The sequence below is a fragment of the Agaricicola taiwanensis genome (genome assembly GCF_014635245.1).
GTDB lineage: Bacteria > Pseudomonadota > Alphaproteobacteria > Rhizobiales > Methylopilaceae > Agaricicola > Agaricicola taiwanensis.
On the sequence record NZ_BMCP01000002.1, the window covers coordinates 856,611 to 879,290 of the forward strand.

Below are 22,680 nucleotides of genomic sequence, written 5' to 3' on the forward strand. Positions count from 1 at the left end.
GAGGTCCATAAGATGAACGACTATACGGCTGGCCCGACGCGGCCCTGCCATGACCTTGCCATGAGCGCGCCGGTCCGGCGCCCATTCTGTTTCCCGTCCTCACATCATGACCGCCATGACTGAGCCGCTTCGCATTGGCATCGCCGGTCTGGGCACCGTCGGCGCGGCGGTTGCCGCGCGATTGATCACCACCCGTGCCGACTTCACCTTGCGCGCCGGTCGCGACCTCGTCCTGGCCGGCGTTGCCGCGCGTGACCGCAGCCGCGACCGCGGTTTCGATCTTGCCGGTATCGCCTGGTTCGAGGATCCCGTCGCCCTCGCATCTTCAACTGATATCGATATCTTTATCGAATTAATCGGAGGCGACGAGGGCGCGGCGCGAGCCGCGGTGGAAGCTGCGCTTCAGACGGGCAAATCCGTCGTGACGGCCAACAAGGCGCTTCTGGCCAAACACGGGGCGGCGCTGTCGGCCCTGGCGGAAAAGAAGGGGGTCGCGCTTGCGTTCGAAGCCTCCGCGGCCGGCGGCATTCCCATCGTCAAGGTGCTGCGCGAGGCGATGTCGGGCAACCGGCTGAGCCGCGTCTACGGCATCATGAACGGCACCTGTAATTACATCCTGACCCGGATGGAGAAGGAAAAACTGTCGTTCGAGGAGTGCCTGGCCGATGCGCAGCGGCTCGGCTATGCCGAGGCGGATCCGACGTTCGACATCGGCGGCTTCGACACCGCGCATAAGCTCGCCATTCTCACAAGCCTTGCTTTTGGAACCGAAATTGACGCCGAGGCGGTCTATGTGGAAGGCATCGGTTCGCTGACGCTGCTCGACCTCGCCATGGCCGATGAGCTCGGCTATCGCATCAAACTCCTCGGCGTCGCGACACGCACGCAGTCCGGTATCGAGCAGCGCGTCCATCCGACCATGGTGCCCAAATCCTCTGCCATCGCCCGGGTCAAAGGCGTGACCAACGCGGTGGCGCTGGATGGCGATATGGTGGGTGAGATCACATTGGTCGGTCCGGGAGCAGGGGGCAATGCCACCGCATCCGCCGTATTGGCCGATATCGTCGATGTCGCCCGCGGCGTCTCGCGTCCGCCTTTTGGCATCGCCACAGAGCATCTCGTTCCCGCCTCGCGTGCACCCATGACCCTTCACGCCGGAGGCTATTACATCCGCCTCATGGTCCAGGATCGTCCGGGCGCCGCGGCGGCGATTGCCACGCGAATGGCCGAAAAGATGATTTCGCTCGAAAGCATCCTTCAACGCGGCGGCACCACCTATGGCTTTGAAAGCCCTGAAGGGACGGTGCCTGTCGTCCTTATCACGCATGCCACCACCGAAACCGCCGTGCGGCAGGTGCTGGATGCTGTTGTCGCCGACGGCCATGTCATTGGCGAGCCACAAATGATTCGTATCGAGAAAGAGCAGTAGGACGCGGGCTTCGCGAGCTTACGGGGAGATATTGATGACCGAAATTACCGTTCAGCCGAGCCAGTTTATCGAGCGCATCCTGACGCTTGAGCTGGTGCGCGTCACCGAGCGTGCCGCCGTTGCATCCGCCCGCCTGCGTGGCCATGGCGACGAGAAGGCCGCCGACCAGGCCGCCGTGGACGCCATGCGCCGCGAGCTCAACAAGCTCCAGATCGATGGCACCGTCGTGATCGGCGAGGGCGAACGCGATGAAGCGCCGATGCTCTTCATCGGCGAACAGGTCGGCAATAAGAAGGGACCGAAGGTCGATATCGCGGTCGATCCGCTGGAGGGCACAACGCTCTGCGCCAAGGACATGCCAGGCGCCATCACAGTGATGGCTATGGCGGAAGGGGGCACGCTGCTCGCGGCGCCTGATTGCTACATGCACAAGATCGCCATCGGGCCAGGCTATCCCAAGGGCGTGATCGATCTCGACGCGTCACCGGAAGAGAACATCACCGCTCTTGCCAAGGCCAAAGGCGTGAAGCCGAGCGAGATCAACGTGCTGATGCTGGATCGGCCGCGCCATGCCGAGATGATTGCAGCCGTCCGCAAGATCGGCGCCGGCATCCGCCTCATCAGCGACGGTGACGTCGCGGGCGTGATCTTCACCACCACCCCGGAGCAGACCGGCATCGACATGTATCTCGGCATCGGTGCCGCTCCGGAAGGCGTACTTGCGGCTGCCGCGCTCCGCTGCGTCGGTGGCCAGATGCAGACGCGCCTTGTGCTCGACACCGATGAGAAGATTGCCCGTGCCCGCAAGATGGGCGTTACGGATCCCCAGAAGAAGTATGACCTGCGCGAGCTGGCCTCGGGCGACGTCATCGTGGCGGCAACCGGTGTCACGGATGGCGGCCTGCTGAGCGGCGTCAAATTCCGCCGCGACGGCGTGATCGAAACCGAGACCGTCGTCTATCGCTCCGCCACGGGCACGGTGCGCAAGATCCATGCTGAACATCGCGAATTGTCCAAGTTCCACCTCGGCTGACACCGGATAATACGAAATCCCAGGCCCGCGCTCGTCGTAAGATGAGCGTGGGCTTTTTCATTTTTTGATTCCGTGCGCGAGCACGGCGGCGCACATTATGCTCATGCGAATCGCGACAGCTTTGGCACTGGAGCCGGGAGACACCGCTTTCCTGGGCGTCCACCGTTCGGCAACGGGCCGGCGATGGCGCGAGCGTCTTGATGGACGCGGACAGGCGCTTGCCCTGGCCATGGCTCAGGCTCACGGCATTCCCGACCTGTTGGCTCGTGTGATTGCCGGGCGAGGCGTGCAGATGGAGGAGGTGGCGCGCCATCTCGATCCCACACTTAGAGCATTGATGCCCGATCCTTCGACGCTGACCGATATGGACCAAGCGGCCGAACGATTGGCAGCGGCCATCAGGCGTGAAGAGAGGGTTGCGATTTTCGGCGATTATGATGTCGACGGCGCAACCTCGGCGGCCATCCTCGGTCAGTTCCTGCGCGCCTGCGGCACCATCTTCGACATTCACATACCCGACCGCATCTTCGAGGGCTACGGACCCAATGTTCCCGCGATCCGGGACCTTGCGGCGCGGGGCGCCAAGCTGCTTGTGACGGTTGACTGCGGCACCACCAGCCACGAGGCGCTGGCGGAAGCGCGAAAGCTTGGCCTCGACGTCGTCGTGCTCGACCACCATCAAGCACCGGAGGACCTGCCGGCCGCGACCGCGCTGGTCAACCCAAACCGGCTCGACGATGTGTCGGGGCAGGGGCATCTGGCGGCCTGCGGCGTTGTCTTTTTGGCGATCGTCGCCACCGCTCGCACCTTGCGGCACTCCGGCTATTGGACCACCGAACGGCCGCAACCCGATCTTCTCGCCTTCACTGATCTCGCGGCTCTTGGCACCGTCGCCGATGTCGTGCCGCTCGTCGGGGTCAATCGTGCCCTGGTGGCGACCGGTCTCAAGGCCATGGCCGCGCGCCTGCGGCCAGGCACCCGGGCGCTGATGGATGTCGCACGGATGGATGCGGCACCATCGCCCTATCATCTCGGGTTCCTGCTCGGACCACGGATCAATGCCGGCGGCCGTATTGGCAACGCGGCGCTCGGAGCACGTCTGTTGCTGTCCGCTGATCCGGTCGAAGCCATGGCCATTGCCGCCGAACTTGACCGCCTGAACGAGGAACGGCGAGCCGTCGAAGCCGCAACGCTTGCCGAAGCGGATGCCCAGGTGCCGGAGGAGACGGAGGACACGGTCATCGTCACATCGGGCCAAGGTTGGCATCCGGGGGTGGTCGGACTTGTCTCGGCCCGCCTGAAAGAAAAATTCTGCCGGCCGGCCTTCGCCTTCGCCATTGGCGAGGATGGCCTTGCCACCGGTTCAGGCCGCTCCATTCCAGGTGTTGATCTCGGCGGTGCGGTTCGGGAAGCGGTCGACGAGGGAATCGCCATCAAGGGAGGTGGACATGCCATGGCCGCGGGCGTCACCCTGGCCGCCGCCGACATCCCGCGATTTCAATCCTACCTAAGCGAGCGACTCGCATCCGATGTCACGGCTTCCCAAGCGGCCGATGCCCTGACCTTCGACGGCGCCCTTAGCGCCGGCGGTGCGACCGCGGATCTCACGCGCGCCCTGCAGCGTGGTGGCCCCTATGGCACCGGTAACAGCGAGCCCACCTTCGCCTTTCCCAATCACACGCTCGTCAGTGCAAGCGTCGTCGGAACCGGTCACATCCGCATCCGGATCCGCTCGGGCGACGGCGCGACTGTGAGCGGGATCGCTTTTCGGTGCGCCGACCGGCCCCTGGGCCGGGCTCTCGTGGACGCCCAGGGCCGCATGGTGCACCTAGCCGGCCGCATTGCGGAAGACACCTGGGGCGGAGGGTCGCGGATCGAAATTCGCGTGTGCGACCTTGCTGTTGCCGGTTGACGGCACAAACCTTCCTCTGTATCCCTCACCCCCGCTGAGCGCCCATCGTCTAGCGGTCTAGGACGTCGCCCTTTCACGGCGAAAACAGGGGTTCGAGTCCCCTTGGGCGCGCCAGCCTTTTCACAAGTGTTCAGCCGGCGCGACGCATATGGCCAAGGCCACCGGCGCCAGGAGACATCACATGGGCATCTGGACACTGGATATTTCGGGTACGGCCGTTGTGGTCATCGGCGATGTCGAGCGTGATGAAGCGCAGGATATCGTCAGCGACGACGCCTTCCAGGACGACCTGATGGCCTTCGAGAGCGACGGCGCGCCGCTATGGGACGGGACGGCCGAACTGGTCGTCCGCGAAGCCATGCCCGATGAGCATGAGATCTGGAAGGAAGCCCGCGCGGAAGCCGAGGCGGAAGAGGATTTCGAGGAAGATGAAGCCTCGGTCGTCTTCCTGGTGCCGGTTTCCGACCCCGACGACGAAGAGGATTGAGCGTCAGTCCGCCTCTTTGATGCGACCCCGCATTGATTTGATCTGCCCCCTCTGGGTCTTCTTGTCGAGCCGGCGTTTCTTGGAACCGAGGGTGGGGCGGGTCGGCCGGCGGAATTTCGGCGATACGCTGGCCTGACGCAGCATTTCCACAAGCCGCTCGATAGCGTCTTCCCGGTTGCGCTCCTGTGTCCGAAAATTTTGGGCGACCAGCACGACCACGCCGTCCTGCGTCAACCAGCGCGACGCCAGCTTTTCCGCCCGTTGCCGAAGTCCTTCAGGAAGCGAGGGCGAGCCCCGAAGATCGAATCGGAGCTCGACCGCGGTCGATACCTTGTTGACGTTCTGTCCACCCGGACCCGAGGCCCTAATGAAGGAGAGCTCGATCTCGTCGTCGTCGAGCTCAATGCTGTCGGTTATCTTCACCATTTTCCGGTGTTCGGCATAGAGGCCCAAGGCTCCTGTGGCGGCAGGGCCGGGCCCTTCTGGAGCAGCTCGATCGAAATGTTGTCGGGCGAACGGATGAAGGCCATGTTGCCGTCGCGCGGCGGCCGGTTGATGGTAACCCCCGCCTTCATCAGCTTGTCGCAGACCGCATAGATGTCGTCGACCTCATAGGCGAGATGGCCAAAGTTGCGCCCTTCGCCATAGGGCTCCGAATCCCAGTTGTAGGTAAGTTCCACTTCGGCGCTCTCGTCGTCCGGTGCCGAAAGGAAAATCAGGGTAAAGCGGCCCTCGGGCACCTCCCTGCGGCGACGTTCAACCAGTCCCAGCTTGTTGCAATAGAAATCAAGGGACTGGTCAACGTCGGTGACGCGCACCATCGTATGGAGATAACGCATTCTGCCTCCAGGCAAAGTCGGGATTGAAAACACCGGAGAAACTATGCCGTCGGGGCAAGAACTCAAGGGTGAGATTGAGGAACTGGGCCACATCCTGCGGATGGCGCGCTCAGGCGTCGCATTTACCGGTGCAGGGATTTCCACCGAATCCGGCATCCCGGACTTTCGTTCTCCCGGTGGCCTCTGGGCCACCAATATGCCCATTCCGTTCGACATGTTCCTTGCCTCACCCGCAGCGCGCGCCGAGGCCTGGCGGCGCAAGTTCACCATGGATGATCACTATCGCGGCGCCCAGCCCAATGGCAGCCATGGGCTGGTGGCCCGGCTGATTGCGCAGGAGCATTTCTCCTGCGTCATCACACAGAATATCGACAACCTGCATCTGACGTCCGGCATCGACAATGATCGTGTGATCGAGCTGCACGGCAATGGTTCCTACGCCACCTGCCTGTCGTGCGGCAGACGCTACGAACTTGCCTGGGTCCGCGATGTCTTCGAGCGGACGGGAGAGGGCCCTTCCTGCCCATCCTGCGGCGGCTTCGTCAAATCGGCCACCATATCCTTCGGTCAGCCATGCCGCGGGAGGCGATGGAGAAAGCCCGGGCGGCCACCCTCAAGGCTGACGTGTTTCTCGTGCTCGGCTCGTCGCTGGTGGTCTATCCGGCAGCGGGTTTTGTCGCTTTGGCAAAGAAAAACGGGGCAACGCTCATCATCATCAATCGCGAGCCGACGGAATATGATGCGATCGCTGACCTCGCGATCCATGGGGACCTGGGTGACGTCTTGGCCACAGTGAGGCTGAAGGAGTGATTCTTATGCCTTCATGTTGCCTTTTTCCTCTAGGCGAAAATGTTAAGAATGCTATCCTTGCTCCGACTCAGGATTGCGATCCTGCGAGTCGAGTGCGGGCATTGCCATGAGTTCAAACGTGTATCAGGCAAAGCAGGGCGCGGTGGGGCGCGACATTGGTGAGAACGATGAGGCGCCTGGGCGGCTCGTCGAGGTCGCGGGTGTCATAAAGTGGTTCGACGTGGCCAAGGGCTATGGCTTCATTGTCCCGGACAATGATCTGCCGGATGTGCTCCTTCATGTGTCCTGCCTGCGCCGTGACGGTTACCAGACAGCCTATGAAGGCGCGCGCGTGGTGTGCGAAGCGGTTGAACGCCCGCGCGGCATGCAGGTCTTCCGCATCCTCTCCATGGACACATCGACGGCCGTTCACCCGTCACAGCTGCCGTTGCCGCGCACCCATGTGGAGGTCGAGCCGACCAGCGGATTGGAACGCGCCGAGGTCAAATGGTTCAACCGCTTGCGCGGCTTCGGCTTCTTGACGCTAGGCGCGGACAAGCCCGACATCTTTGTCCATATGGAAACTCTTCGCCATTTCGGTCTTACGGAGCTTCGCCCTGGACAGTTCGTTCTGGTGCGTTACGGCCCAGGCCCCAAGGGATTGATGGCGGCGGAAATCCATCCGGAAGACGGCTCCGGCGCGCCGTCGTCGCACTGATCAGCCTTCGCTCATGACACGCTGGAGGCTACTTCTTGTCTGCCTCATCGGCGCGCTCGGCATCACCGCGGCGATCGCCTATGTCTCGGCAGACCGCGGCGTCGCGAGACTTGCCACCGATGAGCTCGCTGTAGATACCGCCGGCGGCACTCACATCTTTACCGTTGAACTCGCCCGGACCGACGAGGAGCGCGCGCGCGGGCTGATGTTTCGCACCGAACTTTCGCCTGATCGCGGGATGCTGTTCGACTTCGTGGCGGAACGCCCGGTCGCCATGTGGATGCGCAACACCTATGTGCCGCTCGATATGTTCTTCATCGCCTCGAACGGCATTGTCGTGAACATCGCGCGCGACACGGTTCCGCTATCCGAACGGACGGTCGAGTCCGCGGCGCCGGTCCGTTATGTGCTCGAAGTGCCAGCCGGAACGGCCAAGCGGATAGGGGCAGCCAGCGGTGACCGGGTGCGGCATGCCGCCATTGACAACTGAACTTGCGACGGATTTCCCCGTTGATGAGACAGATGCGGGCCAGACTGCCGGAATTTCAAGCGACCAACAGGAAGCTCGTTCTGTCCACGTCGTTTCCGTTCGAAAGGCTTGCCGTACCATGACTTTCATGGCATCAGACCTGTCGAATGAGATGTCGGGGCGTAGCGCAGCCTGGTAGCGCATCTGGTTTGGGACCAGAGGGTCGCTGGTTCGAATCCGGCCGCCCCGACCAAGATCTTCGATAGGGTTCAAGCGGATGACAGCGCGGATCTACAAGCCCTCCAGAAATGCCATGCAAAGCGGCCAGGCCAAGACCAAGCGCTGGATCTTGGACTATGAGCCTGAGGAAGCTCGGCGCGTGGAGCCGCTGATGGGATGGACCAGCTCGGGCGACATGAAGAGCCAGATCCGGCTGTTCTTCGCCACGCGTGAGGAAGCCATCGCCTATGCGGAGCACAAGGGCCTGACCTATAAAGTCATCGAGCCGCACAGCCCCACGCCCAAGACGCTTTCCTATTCCGACAATTTCCGCTGGGGTCGCGTCGGCCAGTGGACCCATTGATCATCGTGATCGGCTGAACGACTGTCCGCCTGGATCCTCCGGGACTTTGAGACAGACCCCGTAGCTCAGCTGGATAGAGCAACCGCCTTCTAAGCGGTAGGTCGCAGGTTCGAACCCTGCCGGGGTCGCCAGTTTGCTGGACAAGGGGCTGGCGCAGTTTGATGAGCATGGCGACACAAAACGACATAGCGGCGGCTGCAGGCCAGGAAGAGGGCGCGCATCCGAGCCCTACCGTCGCCAGCACCGCCGAGGATGCCCTCAATCAAGCCGTTCGCAAGCCGTTCCTGAAATCGGCTCTGCTGATCCTGCTGGTCTTGGCGGCCTGCCTGCCGGGCCTGTTGACCGTTCCACCCATCGATCGGGACGAGGCACGCTTTGCCCAAGCCACCAAGCAGATGGTGGAAACGCGTGATTTCATCGACATCCGTTTTCAGGACGAAGCGCGGCACAAAAAGCCGGTTGGAATTTACTGGCTGCAGACGGCCGCCGTTTCGATCGGAGAAGCCATGGGCGTCGATGACGCCCGCCGGCAAATCTGGTTGTACCGCCTGCCATCGCAGCTGGGAGCGATCCTGGCGGTCGTGGCCCTGGCATGGGCCGGGGTCCCGCTGGTCGGTCGCCGCGCCGCCTTTATCGGAGCGGCCGGACTTGCCCTTACAATCCTGATGGGAGTTGAGGCCCGCCTCGCCAAGACCGACGCCATGTTGCTCGGTCTCATCATTCTCTCCCAAGGCGTCCTGGCGCGCGCCTATGTGGCGTCGCACGGCGGCAGGCTCTCTCTTTCCACGAGTATCCTGTTCTGGCTCGCGCTGGGTCTTGGCATCCTGATCAAGGGTCCCATGGCTCCCTTCGTCGTCGGCATGACGGCGCTTTTCGCAGCCATCTTCCGCAAAGAAGGCCGCTGGCTGCTGGCTCTGCGGCCGATCCTCGGTCTTCTCCTGGCACTTGCCGTGGCCGCTCCGTGGTTCATTGCAATCGCGCTTCAGTCAAAGGGCGCCTTCTTTGAGGAGAGCGTCGGCCAGGATTTCATCGGCAAACTGCTGCAGGGACAGGAAAGCCATGGCGCGCCTCCCGGCGTTTACACGCTCATCGCCTGGGGCACCTTATGGCCCGTCTCGCCGTTCCTGCTCCTCGCTCTGCCCACGCTTTGGGCCTGGCGACGGGAGCGGGCCATGCTGTTCCTCATCGCCTGGGCGGTTCCGGCGTGGCTGGTGCTGGAGCTTATTCCGACCAAGCTGCCGCATTATATGCTGCCGCTGGTGCCGGCACTGATGCTGGCAACAGGGCGCTGGCTGGTCGATGGCCCACCCAAGCTGAACCGTGCGTTGCTCTGGCCGGCTGTCGCCTTGCTGCTTCTGGGCTCAGTCGGCGTGCCTCTGGCGGCTATCGCGGCCGGATACGCTTTCGATGGCATCCCATCCTTTGGCCAGGAGCCCTTCGCCGTCCTCACGGCTGGCCTTGGTGTCTGGGCGGCCATGGCTCTGTGGAATGGCCATCGCCTGACATCCTTTGTCCGCATCGGCGTTGCCTCACTGACGCTTTATGCCGGCGTCTACGGCTTCGCTTTTCCCGAGCTGCGCGCCCTCTGGGTCAGCTCAAGGCTGGCGGCCGCGGCAGAGGCGGTTCCCTGCGGAGATCCTGTTCTGGCAACGACAGGTTTTCGTGAGCCCAGCCTTGTTTTCCTGACACGCACCGATCTGGAGATGACTGACGGTGCCGGGGCCGCACGGTTCCTGGCCGCGGGGGGCTGTCGCGTGGCCTTCGTCGAATCACGGGAAGAAGGTGCCTTCGACGCGGCGAGAGGCGGACTTACTCCCGCACCACGTCTCCTTACGCGGGTCAAGGGCATCAATCTCAATGGCGGACGCCAGTTGGACATCGCCGTCTACACCACGGCGGAGAAACAATGACCCTGCCTGAAGCGCCACTCCTGTCGATTGTGGTGCCCGTCAGGAACGAAGCCGCCAACATCGGACCACTCATCGAAGAGATTGATGCGGCCGTCGCACCGCGCGGTCCCTTCGAGGTGCTTGTGGTCAATGATGGCTCCACCGATGGGACCGGGACCGAACTTGCGCGGCTGCGCGTGGGGCGCCCCTGGCTGCGGGAAATTCGCCATGAAGTATCCTGCGGGCAGTCTGCGGCCGTCCGGTCGGGAGTTCTGGCGGCAAGAGCACCGTTGATCGCTACCCTCGATGGCGACGGTGAAAACGATCCCGCCTATATACCGCAGCTCTGCGATGCTCTCGCGGTTGCCGATCCCGCAGTCGCTCTGGCCCAGGGTCAGCGCCTTGGCCGCAGGGCGACACGATTTAAAAAAATTCAGTCGCGGATCGCCAACAGGGTCCGGGCGGCCATCCTGCGTGATGGCACGCGGGATTCAGGCTGCGGCCTCAAGGTGTTTCAGAAGAGCGTGTATATCACGCTGCCCTATTTCGACGGGCAACACCGCTTTCTTCCGGCGCTCGTGCGACGGGAAGGTTTTCTGATCGTCCACGTCGATGTTCTGGACCGCGCTCGCCGCCACGGTCAGTCGAACTATGGCATGTGGAACAGGCTCGGAATTGGTCTTGTAGACCTTGCCGGTGTCTGGTGGCTCATCAGGCGGCGGCGTCGCATCCCCGTAGTTGCCGAGGTGCATGATGATCGTTGAACTGGCCCATGCGTTCCAGATTTGGGCCTATGAGGTTTTCGTCGCTCAGCTCGATACCTGGATCCTGGTGGGCTGGATCGCACAGGTTCTGTTTACGGCGCGGTTCGTCGCTCAATGGGTCGCCAGCGAAAGGGCGGGCAGAAGCGTTGTCCCGCTGGCCTTCTGGTATTTCTCCGTGGCCGGCGGGTTCCTCCTGTTCGTCTATGCGCTGTATCGCAAGGACCCTGTCTTCATCGTGGGGCAAGGTGCCGGCCTTTTTGTATATCTCCGGAACCTTCATCTCATCTGGCGGGAATCGCGGGCCTCCAAGAGCTAGGCGGGCGATAGCAACTTGCCCGGGATTTGCACGTAAACTGTTTCATTTCCGCGTCAATTCAAACGGGCTTGAGTTTTTTCAAGCCGCGTTCGAGATCGGCCAACAGATCCTCAACGTCTTCCAGGCCGATGTGCAGCCGCAGGGTCGGCCCGGCGGGCTCCCAGGTGGATGCGGTGCGCGAGTTCCTGGCATTGAACGGGATCATCAGACTTTCGAAACCGCCCCAGGAATAGCCCATTCCGAACAGCGAGAACTCATTCAACATGTCTTTGAGGCTGTCGGCCTCAACAGGCAGGAGTTCAACGCCGAACAAACCGGAAGCACCCAAAAAGTCCCGGCGCCAGAGCGGATGGTACGGATTGCTCTCCAGCCCCGGATGCATCACTCGCGCGACCTCCGGCCTCTGCTCAAGCCAGCGGGCAACGACAAGCCCCGCTTGGTGATGTTGGGCCAGGCGAACACCCATGGTGCGAAAGCCGCGCAAAGCCAGATAGGCATCGTCCGGACTGAGACAAAGACCGAGATTGCCGTGGGTCTCCTTCACGCGCGGCCAATATTCCTCCGTGGCCGAGATGGTTCCGACCATCACGTCGGAATGGCCGGAGAGATATTTGGTGCCGGCCTGAATTGAGATATCGACACCATGCTCATGGGCCTTGAAATAAAGAGGGCTTGCCCAGGTGTTGTCCATCACCACGGCAACTCCCGAGGCACGGGCAGCATGTGCGATGGCAGGAATATCCTGAATTTCGAAGGTGAGCGATCCCGGGCTTTCGACAAAAACGGCTCTGGTCCGATCCTCAAAAAGGCCGCGGATGTCACTGCCGAGAGCGGGATCATAATAGGTCGTCCGGATACCAAGCCTTGCCAAAGTCGTATCGCAGAAATGCCGGGTGGGGTGGTAGACTGTGTCAACCATAAGAAGATGATCACCCGCCGACAGCACAGCGAGGAGGGCAGTGGTTACAGCATTCAAGCCGGAGGGTGCCAGCACCACACCCGCACCGCCTTCGACGGCGGTCAAGGCTGCTGATAATGCATTGGTGGTCGGGTTGCCTCGGCGCCCATACGAATATCGGCTCCGTCCGGCAAGAAAATCTTCGGCGTTTGGATAAAGAACAGTCGATCCTCTTGTGACCGCCGGGTTTACAAAGCCTTGCTGCTGGGCCGCATCCCGCCCGGCCTGCACCAATACTGTATTGGTGCCGTGATTTTGATCAGTTGCTTTTGACACAGTCTGCCCCTGTACCGAAATTGAAACACTAGATCGCCAAATCTGTAGCGGAATCTTGAATTAGGCGCTTGATCATCGTGCAAATTTATAATGTTATCATTGCCGTCTCCTGAGCGGGGGCGGAACGGGCGCTAACAGCCTGTTCTGCTTATCATGGGGCGTCAGGCCACACGATGGCCTTATCGAAACAACGGGATCGACAACGCATCGGTCCCAACAGGATAAACAGAGGCTGCACTATGAAAAAATTTGTCGCGCTGGCTTTCGGCGCTGCTGTTGGCATTTCGGCGACCGCTGCATCTGCCGCAACCCTCGACGACGTCAAGTCGCGGGGCGAGTTGCATTGCGGCGTGACGACTGGCCTGCCAGGCTTCTCAGCGCCAAACGACAAGGGCCAGTGGGCTGGTCTGGACGTGGACCTGTGCCGCGCACTGTCCGCCGTCATCTTCGGTGATGCCAACAAGGTGAAGTACTTCCCGCTCTCGGCCAAGGACCGTTTCCCGGCACTGCAGTCAGGCGAGATCGACGTCTTGTCCCGCAACACCACCTGGACCTCGTCCCGTGACAGTTCGCTCGGCCTGAATTTCGCTTCGCCGAACTACTTCGACGGCCAAGGCTTCCTGGTTCGCAAGGATCTGAACGTCTCCTCGGCCAAGGAACTGGATGGCGCCTCGGTCTGCACCCAGACGGGCACCACGACCGAACTCAACATGGCTGACTACTTCCGCAGCAACAACATGAAGTACGAGCCGGTGGCGTTCGAAAGCAACGACGCCGTGGTCCAGGCCTATGATGCCGGCCGTTGCGAGGTTCTCACCTCCGACGCTTCGCAGCTCTACTCGCTGCGCCTGAAGCTCGCCAACAGCGAAGATCATGTGGTTCTTCCCGAGATCATCTCCAAGGAGCCGCTGGCTCCGGCGGTCCGCCACGGCGATGACCAGTGGTTCGACCTCGTGAAGTGGACCCTCTACGGCATGATCAATGCCGAAGAGCTTGGCGTGACCCAGGCCAACCTGGAAGAGATGAAGAAGTCCGACAATCCGGATGTGAAGCGGCTTCTTGGTGTCGACGGCAACTTCGGTGAGCAGCTCGGTGTCAGCAACGACTGGGTCGTCCGCATCGTGACCGCGGTCGGCAACTACGGCGAATCCTTTGAACGGAACGTCGGAACCGGATCGCCGCTCAAGATCGAGCGCGGACTCAATAAGCTCTGGACCCAGGGCGGTCTCCAGTACGCGATGCCCGTTCGCTGAACGTTTGAAAACGTAAGCAACCTTCGGCCGGAGCACCCTCTGGCCGAAGGTATTTTCATGGTTTAAGATTTATAAATACCATCTGCGGAAGGCGTGTGGGGCGCTCATCCGCAGCGTCGTCGAATGGCGACAGAGGGGGTTTCATGTCCGTACAGGAAGGGATTTCGCCGTCTCCATCGACTGGCGACAGCGGCCGCGTTTCCCTGGTCAATAATCCAAGGGTTCGCGGTTTCATCTTTCAGCTCATCACAGCGATCATCATCGCCGTGGTGCTTTACATCTTTGTGACCAACGCGCAGACCAATCTACGCTCGCAGGGTATCGCAACCGGCTTCGGGTTCCTGGACCAGCCGGCCAGCTTTGACGTCAACCAAAGCCTAATCGAATTCACCCAGAACGCCACCTACGGCCGCGTTCTTCTTGTCGGCATCCTGAACACCCTCTTGGTCGCGGCCGTTGGTATCATCCTGGCGACGATCATCGGGTTCATGGTGGGCATCGCGCGATTGTCGCCCAACTGGATGGTCCGCACGCTTGGCACGATCTACGTCGAGGTCACCCGCAATCTGCCGCCGCTGTTCCAGATCTTCTTCTGGTATGTGGTGCTCATCAAGTTCTCGCCGTCGCCGCGCGACAGCTTCTCGCTGTTCAACGCGTTCTTCTACAGCAACCGCGGCCTCTACATGCCGAGCGTCGTACTGGGCAACGGGGCGATCTTCATCGAGCTTTCGATCGTCATCGCCGTGGTGCTCGCCCTGGTGGTGCGTTACTGGGCGCGCAAGCGCCAGGAGCAGACGGGCGAGCAGTTTCCGGTGCTATGGACCGCCATTGGACTGATCATCGGGTTGCCATTGATCGTCTCGGCCATCTTTGGTTTCCCGATCACCTTCGATGTGCCCGAACTCGGCGGCTTCAACTTCCGGGGAGGCACCCGCGTCATACCGGAATTCGTTGCCCTCACCTGGGCGCTGTCGATCTATACGGCAGGCTTCATCGCGGAGATCGTGCGCGCGGGGATCATGGCGGTAAGCCATGGCCAGACTGAGGCGGCCGGCTCGCTTGGCCTTCGGCCGGGACCTACGCTCCGCCTTGTTGTGATCCCGCAGGCGATGCGCGTGATTATTCCGCCGCTGACGAGCCAATATCTCAACCTGACCAAGAACTCGTCTTTGGCCGTGGCGGTGGGTTATCCGGAAATCACAGCGATTTTCGCCGGCACGACGCTGAATCAAACAGGACAGGCCATCGAGGTCATCGCCATAACGATGTGCGTCTATCTGACGATCAGCATCGTCACGTCGATCTTCATGAACTGGTACAACAGGCGCGTCGCGCTGGTCGAACGCTGAGGGACTGTCCATGATCGATACAGCAATTCCAAATCAGGTCTTCGTCCGCTCTCAGCTTGTCGAAACCCTGCCTGCACCCAAATCAGAGGTCGGACCTCTCGCCTGGGCCCGCGCCAATCTGTTCAGCGGCCCGATCAACAGCCTTCTGACCATCATTGGCTTCGGGCTGCTCGCCTATATCCTGTTCGCCCTTCTCGATTTCCTCGTCCTTCGGGCCGTTTGGACCGGGGAGAACCGCGAGGCCTGCCTTGGTCCCGAGGTCGGTGCCTGCTGGCCCTTCATCAAGGCGAAGTTCGGCCAGTTGGTCTACGGCTTCTATCCCGTGGACGAGCGGTGGCGGCCCAATCTCGTCTTCCTCCTGGGCGCGATCCTGATCGTGCCTCTCATGGTGCGAACGGCTCCCTTCAAGCTCGCCAACGCTGTTCTCTTCTTCGTCGTCTATCCGGTTGTCGCCTTCTTCCTGCTTCAGGGCGACGTACTCGGTCTGCCGCTGGTCTCGACCCGAATCTGGGGTGGCATCCTGGTCACCTTGGTTGTGGCCGTGGTTGGCATCGTCGCGTCGCTGCCCCTGGGCATCGTCCTGGCTCTCGGACGGCGATCGCAGCTGCCCATCATTCGCTTCGCGTCGATCGCCTTCATCGAGTTCTGGCGTGGCGTGCCGCTCATCACGGTGCTGTTCTTCGCGACCTACATGCTGCCGCTCTTCCTGCCGCGGGGCTTGGAATTCAATGGGTTGCTGCGCGCGTTGGTCGGTGTATCGCTGTTCGCCGCGGCCTATATGGCGGAGGTGGTTCGCGGCGGCCTTCAGGCCATTCCACGGGGTCAATATGAAGGCGCCATGGCCGTCGGCCTCGGTTATTGGCGGATGATGTTCCTCATCATTCTGCCGCAGGCGCTGAAGCTGGTTATCCCCGGGATCGTCAACACCTTCATCGGGCTGTTCAAGGATACGACGCTGGTGTTGATCGTCTCGATCCTTGATCTCCTTGGCCAGTTGCGCGCCGCCTTTGCCGATCCCAATTGGGCGACACCAGTGACCGAGTTCACAGGCTATGCCTTCGCCGGATTCTTCTACTTCTTCTTCTGCTACGGTATGTCCCGCTATTCCCGCTACGTCGAGCGGCGGCTCAATACCGGCCACAAACGATAAGAGGGGTAATATCATGAGCGTCACCCAGACAGCAGCCGCCGTGCCGCAGAGCCAGGCGAGCACGCGCCATGCCATCGAACTGATCGACGTCAACAAATGGTATGGCGAATTCCATGTTCTGAAGGACATCAACCTTCAGGTCAGCCGTGGCGAACGGATCGTGATCTGCGGGCCTTCCGGCTCAGGCAAGTCCACCATGATCCGCTGCATCAACCGGCTTGAAGAGCACCAGAAGGGCCGCATCTTCGTCGACGGCACCGAGCTCACCAACGATCTGAAGAAGATCGACGAGGTGCGCCGCGAGGTCGGCATGGTGTTCCAGCATTTCAACCTCTTCCCGCATCTCACAATCCTTGAGAACTGCACCCTGGCGCCGATCTGGGTCCGCAAGATGCCCAAGAAGGAAGCCGAGGAAGTTGCCATGCATTTCCTCGCCAAGGTGAAAATCCCCGAACAGGCCAAGAAGTATCCCGGCCAGCTTTCCGGCGGCCAACAGCAGCGCGTGGCCATCGCGCGCGCGCTCTGCATGAGGCCGAAGATCATGCTGTTCGACGAGCCGACTTCGGCACTTGACCCCGAGATGGTCAAGGAGGTGCTCGACACCATGGTCAGTCTTGCCGAGGAAGGCATGACCATGCTGTGCGTCACCCACGAGATGGGCTTTGCACGCCAGGTTGCGGACCGCGTTATCTTTATGGACTACGGCCAGATCATCGAATCCAACGAGCCCAATGAGTTTTTTGCCAACCCGCAACATGAGCGGACGAAGAAGTTCCTCGCCGACATCCTGCACTGAGCAAAAAGAAAAGCCGGGCATGCATGCCCGGCTTTTTCATTGGTCCTGGCTTGGCTTCAGGAGGCGAGGGCGCTTTCCCGCGTGATGCTGGGTTTTTTCTCCAGCCATTCTGGTACCGGGAGGTTCCTGGAGCGCAGGAACTCAGGATTGAACAGCTTGGATTGATAGCGCGTGCCGTAATCGCACAACACGGTCACGATGGTGTGTCCAGGCCCGAGCTCACGGGCAAGGCGGATCGCGCCGGCGACATTGATGCCGGATGAGCCGCCAAGGCAGAGCCCCTCTTCGGTAAGCAGATCAAAGATGATCGGAAGGGCTTCCTCATCCGGGATCTGGAAGGCCGTATCAATCGGCGCATCCTCGAGATTGGCGGTGATGCGGCCCTGTCCGATGCCTTCGGTGATCGAACTGCCCGAAGCCTTGAGTTCTCCGGTGGTGTAATAGCTGAACAGCGCGGCCCCTAGGGGATCCGCTAGGCCGATGCGGACCGACGGGTTCCGCTCTTTCAGCGCCATAGCCGTGCCCGCCAGGGTGCCGCCGGTGCCAACAGCGCAAATGAAGCCGTCCACCCTGCCGCCAGTCTGAGCCCAGATCTCGGGGCCCGTCGTCTCAATATGTGCTTGCCGATTGGCGACATTATCGAACTGATTGGCCCAGATCACACCCTTTGGATCCTCTTTGGCCAGCTTCTCCGCCAAGCGCCCGGACACCTTCACGTAGTTTCCGGGATCCTTGTAGGGGACGGCAGGCACTTCGATCAGTTCGGCGCCGGCAAGGCGCAGCATGGCCTTCTTCTCATCCGACTGCGTCTCGGGGATGACGATAACTGTCTTGATCCCGAGCGTGTTGCAGACGAGGGCGAGGCCAATGCCCGTGTTACCAGCCGTGCCTTCGACCACCGTGCCGCCGGGCTTCAAGGTGCCGCGCTTCAACGCGTCCTGGACGATGAACAATGCCGCGCGATCCTTCACGGATTGGCCGGGGTTCAGAAACTCTGCCTTGCCCAGGATTTCGCAGCCGGTGGCTTCGGATGCTTTTTTCAGGCGAATGAGAGGGGTATTGCCGATGGTGGCAAGAAAATCGGTTCGGATGTCCATGATCGTCAGAATGTCGGAGAAGATGAGCACACCTTAAGGACATGCGGCGCGCGTGCGAAGTTAAAACGTACAGTCATTCGCTGGAATTTCGCAAATCTTTTAGCGCATCCAGCGCCATCTCGCGGGCGGCCTTGTGGTCGACGACAGGATGAGGATAGGTCTTTCCCAATGTGACCCCTGCGTCTTTCAACCGCTGTTCGCCCACGGTCCAAGGGCTGTGAATCTGCGGCGCAGGTAAGCCTGCCAGCTCAGGCACGAAACGCCTGACATAGCTGCCTTCGGGATCGAAAAGCTCACCCTGCCGAATGGGATTGAAGATGCGAAAGAAGGGCGCCGCATCAGCGCCTGAGCCTGCAGCCCACTGCCAGTTGGCAGGATTATTGGCGGGATCGGCGTCCACCAGCCTGTTCCAGAACCAACGCTCGCCCTCACGCCAGTCGACCAAGAGGTGCTTGACCAAAAAGGAGGCGGCGATCATGCGGACGCGATTGTGCATCCAGCCGGTCTCACGCAGCTGGCGCATGCCCGCATCCACGATCGGATAGCCGGTCCTGCCCTCCTGCCATTCCTGCAGGCTGCTTTCATTTTCGCGCCAAGGGAAAGCGTCGAACCTTGGCTGGACGTTGCGCTCATGAAGATCCTGATGGTGGAACGCTATGTGGTGGTTGAATTCCCGCCAGCCGAGTTCCATCCGGAAGCGGTCGGCATCCTCTCCCTGCCGGTTCCTGACGGCGTGCCAGATCTGAAACGGGCTGATCTCACCGAAGCGCAGGTGAGGGGACAACCGTGACGTGCCCTCCCGATCCGGCCGGTCACGAGCACGGGCATAACCATTGAGCCGCCGGTCCACAAACTCGGACAGTCGCTCAAGCGCGCCTTGCTCTCCAGGCTGCCAAACGCGCGAAAGCTTATGCGCCCATTCACTCTGCGCCGGTCGCAGCGTCCATTCAGAGAGTTCATCGCCGCTCACCTTCAAAGGGTTCGACCGATCGCTGGGAAGGGGCAGAGGAACCCGCGGCGCACCCCGCTGGAGAGCAGCACGCCAGAACGGAGTGAATACGCGGAAGGAGCCGCCCGCCTTGGTCGTTACATCGGATGGCTCGAACAGCAGATTGGCCGCACATGTTACGACCTTGACACCGAGGTCGTGCATCGCGTTCGCCACCTCGTTGTCGAGCGCGACGGCTGCCGGATCGTACCGGCGATTCCAAGCAACCGCTTCAGCACCCGTCTCTTCCGCGAGGTCCCTGACAACGTCGATGGTTGGCCCGCACCTCAGGACAAGCGGAATGCCGACTCGCAGCAAGGAGGTGCGCAGGCTCTCCAGGCTGCCATGCAGCCACCATCGGGTGGCAGTGCCGAGAGGCCGTGGAAATTCGCTTATGAGATCGAGAACATAAAGAGCGATGATTGGCCGGCCTGCTTCCGTCGCATGAACGAGGGCAGGATTGTCGCCGACGCGGAGATCGTCGCGAAACCAGACGATGACAGGGGCAGAGGAGCTCGGCATGTCGGCTACAACGCCGGCATTCCTCAAAGAGGTCAATATCGCTTCTGGATGAGAGCATCTCCGGCGTCCCGCTTTCGCGGTGATCGCGGAAATTTGGCTCCCCGGGCCGGATTCGAACCAGCGACCGATCGATTAACAGTCGATTGCTCTACCACTGAGCTACCGGGGAACGGGCACCAAAGGCACCAACGGCGCGCCCTATAGCAGACACTTCCGCATCATGCCAAGCGCTCAATGCTCGCAACGCCACATTCTCCCATTATATCTGGGACCATGTCAGGCTCATCTATCCGTTTCGGCAAGCGCCGTATCGCCGTTCCCGGCAACCGCATTGTCCGCACATTGTTGGGCATTGCTCTCGTTTGCGGCGGCCTGGTCGGCTTCCTGCCTGTGCTCGGCTTCTGGATGGTGCCGCTTGGGCTCATCATCCTGTCCGTCGACATGCCCGTGGTGCGCCGCTGGCGGCGCCGCGCGGAAGTCGCGGTACTGCGCCGCTATCGAGCGAGCAGGTTTGGCGAAAGGAAGTGAGATGGAGGCCACGCCCGGAATCGAACCGGGGTGCAAGGATTTGCAGTCCTCTGCGTAACCACTCCGCCACGTGGCCTCTGACCGGCAGCAGCGCTGCGGGTGAAGAGCCTATAGCAGAGCGAATCCTAAGATCGCAATAACCACCTTTCTGTGCGGCGGTTCGCCTGCTTGCCTTCGGGGGGCAATTCCCGCAATAGGACGCCAGCAATAGCGTGGCGCAAGAGGCAACGGGTATGAACTATCAGCAAGCGCGGCAGATGATGGTCGACGGCCAGATCCGGCCGAGCAGCATAACCGATCCGCGGGTGACCGCCGCACTTGGCGCTCTTCCGCGCGAGGAATTCGTGCCGGCGTCATGGAAGTCTCGCGCTTATGCGGATGCTTCGGTGCCACTGCAGGGGGAGGGGCCGGAAATCCGTCACATGTTGACGCCGACCACGCTCGCCAAGCTGGTTCAGGCCGCGGAAATCGCCGAGCATGACATGGTGCTGGATGTCGGCTGCGGCAGCGGATATTCAACGGCCTTTATCGCACGCATTGCCGCTTTCGTGGTCGGTCTGGAGCAGGATGCAGGGCTGGCGAACGAGGCCGCGACCAATCTGGCGAAGACCGAAACGACTAATGCCGTCGTGGTAACCGGCATGTTGGCCGAAGGGTACAGCGTATCGGCACCCTACGACATCATCATCGTTGAGGGGGCTGTCGAAGCGGAGCCGACCGCACTGCTGGCACAGTTGAAGGATGGTGGCCGGCTGGCGACCATCGTCGGCGTCGGCGGCAGCGCCAAGGCCACTGTCTATGTCCGCTCCGGTGACACCGTCAGCTCCAAGACCGTCTTCGATGCATCCGCACCTATCCTGCCCGGTTTCGCCAAAAGCGTAGGCTTTGTGTTCTGAAACGGGCAACGCTTGTTGTCGGCAACCGTGGCCCAAAAGCCGCATCTTCCCGCGAACGTCCCCTGACGCCTAAGAGCGGGTTCCGCGAGGCTTCTCCCACGGCTAAGATTGCCATTGACGGGAAACTTCAGGCGGATGGCGGGGATTGGCCGTTCGGCTGCTTACGGAAACAACATATGTCTTTTGCGTTGCATCACCGGAGATGGGTGGCGCGGTCTGCTTTCGCGGCCGCCCTTCTTTTGGCTATGAATTCGTCCGTTTCAGCCGAGACGCTTGAGGCTGCTCTGGCACGGGCCTATGCCGGGAATCAGACGCTGAATGCGCAGCGCGCCGCAACGCGCGCCGTGGACGAGCAGGTTCCCCAGGCGCTGTCTGGTTATCGCCCGCAAATTTTTGGCAGCGCCGCCGTTTCGGCGGAAGCGACCGAGGCTCGTGGCGGTGGGCAATCCCGCACCATCACCGGCTATCCTCGCAGCGTCGGCATCAGCCTTGAGCAAAATCTCTTTGATGGGTTTCGCACGCCAAACTCGGTCCGAGCGGCCGAAGCGTCGGTGCTGGCATCGCGCGAGGCGCTGCGGAACACCGAGCAGAATGTGCTCTTCGACGCCGTCGAAGCCTATATGAACGTGCTGCGCGATTTCGCCATTTTCGATCTTCAGCGCAACAACGTCGACCTGATCAACGAGGACCTGCGCGCGACGCGCGAGCGGTTCGATGTGGGTGAGGTCACTCGCACCGATGTCGCACAGGCGGAAGCCCGGCTTGCGAGCGGGCGGTCGCAGGTCAGCGTTGCCGAGGCGAACCTGAAGGCGAGCCGCGCCATCTATCGCCAGCGCATCGGCAATGACCCCGGCAAGCTCTTCCCGGGCCGCGCCATCGACCGGCTGCTGCCCCGTTCGATCGATGAAGCCATCCAGATCGGCCATGCCGAGCATCCGGCCATCATGGCGGCGCTCTACAATGTCGATGCGGCGCAGATGCAGGCCAAGGTCATCGAAGGCGAACTGCTGCCAACGGTCTCAATCGAGGCGGGCGTCACCAATTCCTGGAACAACGGTGGCAACAGTGGGGGTATCTCAACCAGCGCCGATCGCTCAACCGCCGGTTCCATCACGGGCCGCGTAACCGTTCCCATCTATCAGGGGGGCGGTGTGTCGTCGCGCGTGCGCCAAGCCAAGGAAACGCTCGGCCAAAGGCGGATCGAAGCCGATCTCACCCGTGAGGAGGTCCGTGCCGCCATCGTGTCCGCTTGGGGCGCGCTCGAAGGCGCCCGGGCTCAGATCGTGGCAGCCCAAGCCCAGGTGGAAGCTGCGCAGATCGCCCTCAACGGTGTGCGCGAGGAATCAAAGGTGGGGCAGCGTACCACCCTCGACGTGCTGAACGCACAGCAGGAACTGCTCAATGGCCGCGTGACCTTGATCACCGCGCAGCGGGACCGGGTGGTTGCCTCCTATGCCCTTTATCAGGCGGTCGGGCGCCTGTCGGCCCGGAGCCTCACGCTCGCGGTTTCCGAGTACAAGCCTACTGAGCATTACAATCAGGTGCGCGACAAATGGTTCGGCCTGCGCACGCCTGACGGCCGCTGAGTTAGCCCTCTGTTGGGGATGGCTGGCGTTAAAGCTTTGGCCTTGCTTGCCTT

The 22,680-nt window shown here is 61.6% G+C and carries 23 protein-coding genes, 5 tRNA genes and 1 pseudogene; 22 read left to right on the top strand and 7 right to left on the bottom strand.

What is annotated here, in order from left to right:
• The first annotated feature begins 115 nt into the window (after positions 1 to 115).
• The 5 genes from IEV58_RS11390 (at position 116) to IEV58_RS11410 (ending at position 4,861) form a co-directional block, all read left to right on the top strand.
• Positions 116 to 1,429, top strand: coding sequence for a homoserine dehydrogenase (locus IEV58_RS11390; RefSeq protein ID WP_188409849.1), 1,314 nt, complete (start codon positions 116 to 118; stop codon positions 1,427 to 1,429).
• Positions 1,430 to 1,463: 34 nt separating this feature from the next.
• Positions 1,464 to 2,462 carry a class II fructose-bisphosphatase gene (glpX, locus tag IEV58_RS11395; protein ID WP_188409850.1) on the top strand — a complete coding sequence of 333 codons (999 nt, stop codon included), beginning with the start codon at positions 1,464 to 1,466 and terminating at the stop codon, positions 2,460 to 2,462.
• 97 nt (positions 2,463 to 2,559) lie between these two features.
• Positions 2,560 to 4,374 carry a single-stranded-DNA-specific exonuclease RecJ gene (gene recJ / locus IEV58_RS11400; RefSeq protein ID WP_229729371.1) on the top strand — a complete coding sequence of 605 codons (1,815 nt, stop codon included), beginning with the start codon at positions 2,560 to 2,562 and terminating at the stop codon, positions 4,372 to 4,374.
• A gap of 38 nt (positions 4,375 to 4,412) precedes the next feature.
• Positions 4,413 to 4,488, top strand: a tRNA-Glu gene (locus IEV58_RS11405).
• A gap of 67 nt (positions 4,489 to 4,555) precedes the next feature.
• The gene (locus tag IEV58_RS11410) at positions 4,556 to 4,861 is read left to right on the top strand and encodes a hypothetical protein (protein WP_229729372.1); all 306 of its coding nucleotides are present in this window, start codon (positions 4,556 to 4,558) and stop codon (positions 4,859 to 4,861) included.
• Positions 4,862 to 4,864: 3 nt separating this feature from the next.
• On the opposite strand, the gene arfB is transcribed toward IEV58_RS11410, so the two are convergent.
• Together arfB and IEV58_RS11420 are read right to left on the bottom strand one after the other, a co-directional pair.
• Entirely contained in the window at positions 4,865 to 5,287 is a 423-nt protein-coding gene (gene arfB, locus IEV58_RS11415) for an alternative ribosome rescue aminoacyl-tRNA hydrolase ArfB (protein ID WP_188409852.1), read from the bottom strand.
• Positions 5,281 to 5,700: a VOC family protein gene (locus IEV58_RS11420; protein ID WP_188409853.1), complete on the bottom strand. Its 420-nt coding sequence runs from the start codon at positions 5,698 to 5,700 to the stop codon at positions 5,281 to 5,283. The genes arfB and IEV58_RS11420 overlap by 7 nt, the downstream gene beginning before the upstream one ends.
• A gap of 100 nt (positions 5,701 to 5,800) precedes the next feature.
• On the opposite strand from IEV58_RS11420, the pseudogene IEV58_RS18440 reads away from it, so the two are divergent.
• From IEV58_RS18440 to IEV58_RS11465, 10 genes and pseudogenes are all read left to right on the top strand, one after another.
• A pseudogene (locus tag IEV58_RS18440) lies at positions 5,801 to 6,220 on the top strand (SIR2 family NAD-dependent protein deacylase); the annotation flags it as partial.
• Between the two features lie 68 nt (positions 6,221 to 6,288).
• Positions 6,289 to 6,510, top strand: coding sequence for an SIR2 family NAD-dependent protein deacylase (locus tag IEV58_RS18255; protein WP_229729374.1), 222 nt, complete (start codon positions 6,289 to 6,291; stop codon positions 6,508 to 6,510).
• A 106-nt stretch (positions 6,511 to 6,616) separates the two neighbouring features.
• The gene (locus IEV58_RS11430) at positions 6,617 to 7,207 is read left to right on the top strand and encodes a cold-shock protein (protein ID WP_188409854.1); all 591 of its coding nucleotides are present in this window, start codon (positions 6,617 to 6,619) and stop codon (positions 7,205 to 7,207) included.
• Positions 7,208 to 7,220: 13 nt separating this feature from the next.
• Positions 7,221 to 7,697, top strand: a complete 477-nt coding sequence (locus IEV58_RS11435) for a DUF192 domain-containing protein (RefSeq protein ID WP_188409855.1) — start codon at positions 7,221 to 7,223, stop codon at positions 7,695 to 7,697.
• 155 nt (positions 7,698 to 7,852) lie between these two features.
• A tRNA-Pro gene (locus IEV58_RS11440) sits at positions 7,853 to 7,929 on the top strand.
• Between the two features lie 24 nt (positions 7,930 to 7,953).
• Positions 7,954 to 8,259 (top strand): ETC complex I subunit, encoded by a 306-nt coding sequence (locus tag IEV58_RS11445; RefSeq protein WP_188409856.1) that lies wholly within the window; start codon positions 7,954 to 7,956, stop codon positions 8,257 to 8,259.
• A 54-nt stretch (positions 8,260 to 8,313) separates the two neighbouring features.
• Positions 8,314 to 8,390 (top strand) — tRNA-Arg (locus IEV58_RS11450).
• Positions 8,391 to 8,420: 30 nt separating this feature from the next.
• Positions 8,421 to 10,169: an ArnT family glycosyltransferase gene (locus IEV58_RS11455; RefSeq protein ID WP_188409857.1), complete on the top strand. Its 1,749-nt coding sequence runs from the start codon at positions 8,421 to 8,423 to the stop codon at positions 10,167 to 10,169.
• Positions 10,166 to 10,912: a glycosyltransferase family 2 protein gene (locus IEV58_RS11460; protein WP_188409858.1), complete on the top strand. Its 747-nt coding sequence runs from the start codon at positions 10,166 to 10,168 to the stop codon at positions 10,910 to 10,912. Before IEV58_RS11455 ends, IEV58_RS11460 begins: the two co-directional genes overlap by 4 nt.
• Entirely contained in the window at positions 10,899 to 11,228 is a 330-nt protein-coding gene (locus IEV58_RS11465; protein ID WP_188409859.1) for a lipid-A-disaccharide synthase N-terminal domain-containing protein, read from the top strand. The genes IEV58_RS11460 and IEV58_RS11465 overlap by 14 nt, the downstream gene beginning before the upstream one ends.
• Before the next feature lie 58 nt (positions 11,229 to 11,286).
• Here IEV58_RS11465 and metC read toward each other — a convergent pair whose 3' ends face one another.
• Positions 11,287 to 12,462 (bottom strand): cystathionine beta-lyase, encoded by a 1,176-nt coding sequence (metC, locus tag IEV58_RS11470; RefSeq protein ID WP_188409860.1) that lies wholly within the window; start codon positions 12,460 to 12,462, stop codon positions 11,287 to 11,289.
• A gap of 239 nt (positions 12,463 to 12,701) precedes the next feature.
• Here metC and IEV58_RS11475 point away from each other — a divergent pair, with 239 nt between their 5' ends.
• The 4 genes from IEV58_RS11475 (at position 12,702) to IEV58_RS11490 (ending at position 17,010) form a co-directional block, all read left to right on the top strand.
• A complete protein-coding gene (locus tag IEV58_RS11475) occupies positions 12,702 to 13,715 on the top strand; it encodes an amino acid ABC transporter substrate-binding protein (protein ID WP_188409861.1) in 1,014 nt (337 codons plus the stop codon).
• 143 nt (positions 13,716 to 13,858) lie between these two features.
• On the top strand, positions 13,859 to 15,064 hold the full coding sequence (locus IEV58_RS11480; RefSeq protein ID WP_188409862.1) for an amino acid ABC transporter permease: 1,206 nt from the start codon (positions 13,859 to 13,861) through the stop codon (positions 15,062 to 15,064).
• Between the two features lie 10 nt (positions 15,065 to 15,074).
• Positions 15,075 to 16,214 carry an amino acid ABC transporter permease gene (locus tag IEV58_RS11485; RefSeq protein ID WP_188409863.1) on the top strand — a complete coding sequence of 380 codons (1,140 nt, stop codon included), beginning with the start codon at positions 15,075 to 15,077 and terminating at the stop codon, positions 16,212 to 16,214.
• Between the two features lie 13 nt (positions 16,215 to 16,227).
• Positions 16,228 to 17,010: an amino acid ABC transporter ATP-binding protein gene (locus tag IEV58_RS11490; protein ID WP_188409864.1), complete on the top strand. Its 783-nt coding sequence runs from the start codon at positions 16,228 to 16,230 to the stop codon at positions 17,008 to 17,010.
• Between the two features lie 56 nt (positions 17,011 to 17,066).
• On the opposite strand, the gene IEV58_RS11495 is transcribed toward IEV58_RS11490, so the two are convergent.
• From IEV58_RS11495 to IEV58_RS11505, 3 genes are all read right to left on the bottom strand, one after another.
• Entirely contained in the window at positions 17,067 to 18,107 is a 1,041-nt protein-coding gene (locus IEV58_RS11495) for a cysteine synthase A (protein ID WP_188409865.1), read from the bottom strand.
• Positions 18,108 to 18,180: 73 nt separating this feature from the next.
• Complete coding sequence (locus IEV58_RS11500) at positions 18,181 to 19,617, bottom strand: cryptochrome/photolyase family protein (RefSeq protein ID WP_188409866.1); 1,437 nt, start codon at positions 19,615 to 19,617, stop codon at positions 18,181 to 18,183.
• A 94-nt stretch (positions 19,618 to 19,711) separates the two neighbouring features.
• Positions 19,712 to 19,786, bottom strand: a tRNA-Asn gene (locus IEV58_RS11505).
• Positions 19,787 to 19,890: 104 nt separating this feature from the next.
• Here IEV58_RS11505 and IEV58_RS11510 point away from each other — a divergent pair.
• A complete protein-coding gene (locus tag IEV58_RS11510; RefSeq protein WP_229729375.1) occupies positions 19,891 to 20,145 on the top strand; it encodes a hypothetical protein in 255 nt (84 codons plus the stop codon).
• 2 nt (positions 20,146 to 20,147) lie between these two features.
• On the opposite strand, the gene IEV58_RS11515 is transcribed toward IEV58_RS11510, so the two are convergent.
• Positions 20,148 to 20,221: transfer RNA gene (locus IEV58_RS11515), tRNA-Cys, on the bottom strand.
• A gap of 157 nt (positions 20,222 to 20,378) precedes the next feature.
• Here IEV58_RS11515 and IEV58_RS11520 point away from each other — a divergent pair.
• Both IEV58_RS11520 and IEV58_RS11525 read left to right on the top strand, forming a co-directional pair.
• Complete coding sequence (locus tag IEV58_RS11520; protein WP_188409868.1) at positions 20,379 to 21,041, top strand: protein-L-isoaspartate O-methyltransferase family protein; 663 nt, start codon at positions 20,379 to 20,381, stop codon at positions 21,039 to 21,041.
• 176 nt (positions 21,042 to 21,217) lie between these two features.
• Positions 21,218 to 22,627 carry a TolC family outer membrane protein gene (locus IEV58_RS11525; protein WP_188409869.1) on the top strand — a complete coding sequence of 470 codons (1,410 nt, stop codon included), beginning with the start codon at positions 21,218 to 21,220 and terminating at the stop codon, positions 22,625 to 22,627.
• Positions 22,628 to 22,680: the final 53 nt, after the last annotated feature.